The sequence below is a fragment of the Clostridium sp. genome (assembly GCF_030532265.1).
Taxonomy (GTDB): domain Bacteria; phylum Bacillota; class Clostridia; order Clostridiales; family Clostridiaceae; genus Clostridium.
The window spans coordinates 1-4,010 of sequence record NZ_JAUNLM010000038.1 but is presented as its reverse complement, the minus strand read 5'-3'; the positions used below and the strand labels follow the sequence as shown (position 1 = coordinate 4,010).

The following is a 4,010-nucleotide window of genomic DNA, read 5'->3' as shown; positions in this document are numbered from 1 at the left end:
AAGAAATTTTTGTATATTTAAATAAAGAGATTTTAAAGGGGAGATAATTATGGAAAAAAAGCAGTATGTTTGTGCAAAGTGTGGAAATAATCATTATGAATCAGATCAATTTCAAGCTACAGGAGGAAATTTCGCAAAGATATTTGATATTCAAAATAAGAAATTTATAACTATAAGCTGTACAAGATGTGGATTTACTGAGCTATATAAAGCACAAAGCAGTGATGGTTGGAACATACTTGATTTTTTAATTGGTTAATTCTTTGTATTTTAATTAATTATATAATAAATAGGATTTTAAGAGGGTTTTGCATTTTATGTAAGGTTCTCTTTTTTATTTTAATAGATTTTTCAAAGTTAAAATATTTTATAAAAAATTTCTTTCATTTTTAGTAAAGTGCATATTTATTAAATGAAAGGAGTTGATAAGCATGGCAACAAAAACAATAAAAGGATTAGCTTTATCAGTAAATTATAATAGGGGAAAGGATGAGAAGGAAAACGATATAATTAAGCATCAAACTTATAAGAATTTAAACTTACAAGCAAGTGATGAAAATATATATGCAGTAGGAAAAGCTATATCAGAATTAATATCTTATCCATTAGTTTCAATTGAAAGAGAAGAAGAAAGCGTATTAATATCAGAATAATTTAAGAAGAAAAATAGTTTTATAAATTAAAAGGGGGTATTTATAATGATTGATAGAATATTAGTTATGGGGTTTAAAAATGAGCTTGGTAAAAAGGTTAATTTAACAATTAGAGAAGTAAGAGATGATTTAACTAATACTGAAGTAAATGATTTAATGGACTTAATTATTGAGAAAGACGTATTTATTACATCTGGTGGAGCTTTAAGTGAAAAAGTTAAGGCAGAGGTAATTACAAAAGAAATAACAGAAATGGAATTAGTAATATCATAAAACATTTATTAAATAAAAGATTAATAATAAAAAAATAGGGACGTATTTAGCGTCCCTTAATACTTGAATTTAATTTTTAAATAACGCTAAATCAAAGTAGTTTATTTGAAAAATATATTTTTTGATTTGAATTAAAAGGTTATAGAAGCGTTTAATAATTCTTCAGCTTCAGTATTAGATAAGTTTTTAGATTGACATATTTCTTCGATTAAAATTTTCTTTGTACTTGTTAGCATTTGTTTTTCAACATTATTTAAATGATGTTTAGAATTGATTTTACTAAGATTACATATAACTTGTATACAATCTGTCAAAGTGCCAGATTTAATCTTTTCATTATTAATAGCAATTCTTTCTCTAAAATTGTTAGGGATTGAATCATAATCTATATCTAAGAATTCATCAATATGGTCAAATATGTTATCAATTTCATCTTTATCACTTACTAATCGTATATGTGATGGTTCAACTACGCTAAATGGTACCATTAATTTCATTGAACTATTAAAAAGGTGTATTTTATAATAATTTTGCATTTTACCTTTGAATTCTTTTGATTCAATAAGATCAATAACACCTACCCCTTGGCTTGGATATACAATTTTATCACCGACATTAAACAAATAAAAAACCTCCTTATTATATTTTTCTTATGTGCATAACTTTTTTAATAATAGTTTTTATCCTATAAATTGAGATAAATTAAAAGCAATAATATAGCATTATTACTTTGAAGCAAAAAAATTTTTTTATTATTTAAATATATTATAACATAATTTTTTATAATAATAAAATTTTTATTATATCACAAATTATTAGTGGTATCAATTACAATATATATTTATATATTATTTAGGCAATAGGCTTTATAACAATATGTAATTTTATAAAAAAATAATTATAAAAAAACAAAAAGCTGTGAATTTTTTAAATAAATATTGGTTAATATGGAGATTATATATTAATGTATGGGGTGAGATTATGAGAAAAGAATTTAATTTCTTATTTATAGCATTAATTATAACGAATATATTTTTTATCGGTATAGCAACAAAGTATAAAAATAAATCAGATATTATAAATAAGTCATTTAAAGTTTATTCAGTAAATGGAGAAAATGAATATTTAAAAGTTACTGATGGAATTATAATAGAAAGCTATAATAAAGATATATTAGAAGGAGGAAGAATTGAATATTTAGGAGTTCATAAAGAAAATTTAAAGTTTTATGAAATTCAAATATGTGTTAATGGAAATGGTGTTGATATAAATGGTAATGAAAAGACATTATTTTCTACTAAGTTTAAATCAGAAAATTATGATAAACATTTATTTTCCTCTCCAGGAGATTTAAAAGCAAATATAGGCAGAATCTCTGGAGAGTACATAACAAGACATTATGATAAAAAATATTTACTTAATAATATGTATTTAAAATTAAAATTACAATTTGAAAATGGTCAAAAAGAGGAATATAAAGTTAAATTAAATGTAAAGAGGATTTAGAAGATTTTGAATAAATCTCTTTCTTTGTGGTGATACTCTAAGATAATTGAAGTGTATCTATTGCAAAGCGAGGGATTTTTTTGATTAAAGAAAAAATAAAACAAATAGTATCAAATAAAATTATAATTGCTATAAGTTCTTTTCTTATAGGAGTTTTATTTATGAGCCTTGTAGGAAATGGGGTAAACCTTACAAAAGAAAGATATCAGTACCTTTTAGAAATGGAGAGTAAAGTATTAAATAACAGTAATTTATACAAAGAAATAAAATCTTATGATAATAACAGTAATAAGTATAAAAGTGATGAAGAAGTTTCTAGTGAAAATTTAAGTGAAGAAAACAATAAATATAAATTAAAAGAAGCATATTATGAAAAAGATGACGATGGAAATAAACTTATGTCTGTTAAGATTAATAGTTTAAATACAACAAAAGAAAGAAATGAATTTTTAAATACAAAGGCTAATAAAGTTATTTTATTAGAATTTACTTATGAAAATTTAAATTTAAGTGAAAATTTATTTATATCAGATAGTAATTTTAAAGTTTATGATAAAGAAGGAAATATATTAGAGAGTTATCCAATAAGTTCAGAAAAGGTTTCGAAGAGTATAAGTAAAGGTAAAAAGTGTACTGCAAGTGCAGCTTATGCTTTAAACAGTAAATCAGAAGATATTATAGTTGAGTTTTATCCAAATATTTTAGATAGTAAACCAAGTGCTATATTTAACTTAAAATTAAATTAGAAATAAAAAAACTACCATATATAAATAATATATGGTAGTTTTTTTAAAACACTCTATCTCCTTCATTATCAAAAAACTCTACTTTATTTGAAAAAGTATCATTAGATTTTATTTTGTATACTCCTAAAATATATTGATTAACATTTAAATTTTCATCATAAAGTATTTTGTCATTATTAACTATTTCGTATTTAGAAGCATGTAGCTTTGAATTATTACCAAAAACTACAACTAAATTGTAATTAGTCTGAGGAAAAATATATATTTCAACAGGATCTGTTTTAAATGAGGAGCCTGATGAACCAAATAAACAATATCTATTTTTAAAAATATTATCTCTATTTAAAATTATAAGTTTGTATGAGTTATTGTTTTTAGTATATAAAAGAAAACATAAATCACCATAGCTTTTTTTCTTTTTAATTTCAATGTTTGAAGAATTTTCTTTTTTTTCAATATAAGATATTAAAGATTCATTATTATTAACGTTTACAGTATCACAAATTCTAAAGGCAAGTATTACAGCGATTACTATTACTATAAAAGATGTTATTTTTATGATTAAAGGGATTATTTTTTTATTTTTCATAATAAAACAGTCCTTTTTAATTAAATTTAAAGTTTGTTTTTAATAATATTAAATTTTCTAAAAATATAATAAAGTTATTTTAGGCTTAAAAACTTTAAAATAAAGCCTAATATAATAATAAAAATAATTAAAATTAAATAGCTTATAAAAATTAAGTTTAAGTATATATTTCTTATATATACTAATTATACCATTAAGGTAAGAATTAAAATTATAATAAATATTAATAAAATGAAAACATAT

7 protein-coding genes are annotated in these 4,010 nt (G+C 21.5%); 5 read left to right on the top strand and 2 right to left on the bottom strand.

Features of this window, described 5'->3' with window-relative positions; all coding sequences use genetic code 11:
* The first annotated feature begins 49 nt into the window (after positions 1–49).
* The 3 genes from Q4E08_RS08700 (at position 50) to Q4E08_RS08690 (ending at position 926) form a co-directional block, all read left to right on the top strand.
* On the top strand, positions 50–259 hold the full coding sequence (locus Q4E08_RS08700) for a zinc ribbon domain-containing protein (RefSeq protein ID WP_303130226.1): 210 nt from the start codon (positions 50–52) through the stop codon (positions 257–259).
* A 172-nt stretch (positions 260–431) separates the two neighbouring features.
* On the top strand, positions 432–653 hold the full coding sequence (locus Q4E08_RS08695) for a DUF1659 domain-containing protein (RefSeq protein ID WP_303130225.1): 222 nt from the start codon (positions 432–434) through the stop codon (positions 651–653).
* Between the two features lie 45 nt (positions 654–698).
* Entirely contained in the window at positions 699–926 is a 228-nt protein-coding gene (locus Q4E08_RS08690; RefSeq protein WP_303130223.1) for a DUF2922 domain-containing protein, read from the top strand.
* Positions 927–1,057: 131 nt separating this feature from the next.
* On the opposite strand, the gene Q4E08_RS08685 is transcribed toward Q4E08_RS08690, so the two are convergent.
* Positions 1,058–1,549 (bottom strand): CarD family transcriptional regulator, encoded by a 492-nt coding sequence (locus tag Q4E08_RS08685; RefSeq protein WP_303130220.1) that lies wholly within the window; start codon positions 1,547–1,549, stop codon positions 1,058–1,060.
* A gap of 358 nt (positions 1,550–1,907) precedes the next feature.
* On the opposite strand from Q4E08_RS08685, the gene Q4E08_RS08680 reads away from it, so the two are divergent.
* Positions 1,908–2,432, top strand: a complete 525-nt coding sequence (locus Q4E08_RS08680) for a hypothetical protein (protein ID WP_303130218.1) — start codon at positions 1,908–1,910, stop codon at positions 2,430–2,432.
* A gap of 80 nt (positions 2,433–2,512) precedes the next feature.
* Positions 2,513–3,178, top strand: coding sequence for a hypothetical protein (locus Q4E08_RS08675; protein WP_303130216.1), 666 nt, complete (start codon positions 2,513–2,515; stop codon positions 3,176–3,178).
* A gap of 43 nt (positions 3,179–3,221) precedes the next feature.
* Here the strand turns inward: Q4E08_RS08675 and Q4E08_RS08670 are convergent, their stop codons facing one another.
* Entirely contained in the window at positions 3,222–3,767 is a 546-nt protein-coding gene (locus Q4E08_RS08670; protein ID WP_303130214.1) for a hypothetical protein, read from the bottom strand.
* Between the last annotated feature and the right edge of the window lie 243 nt (positions 3,768–4,010).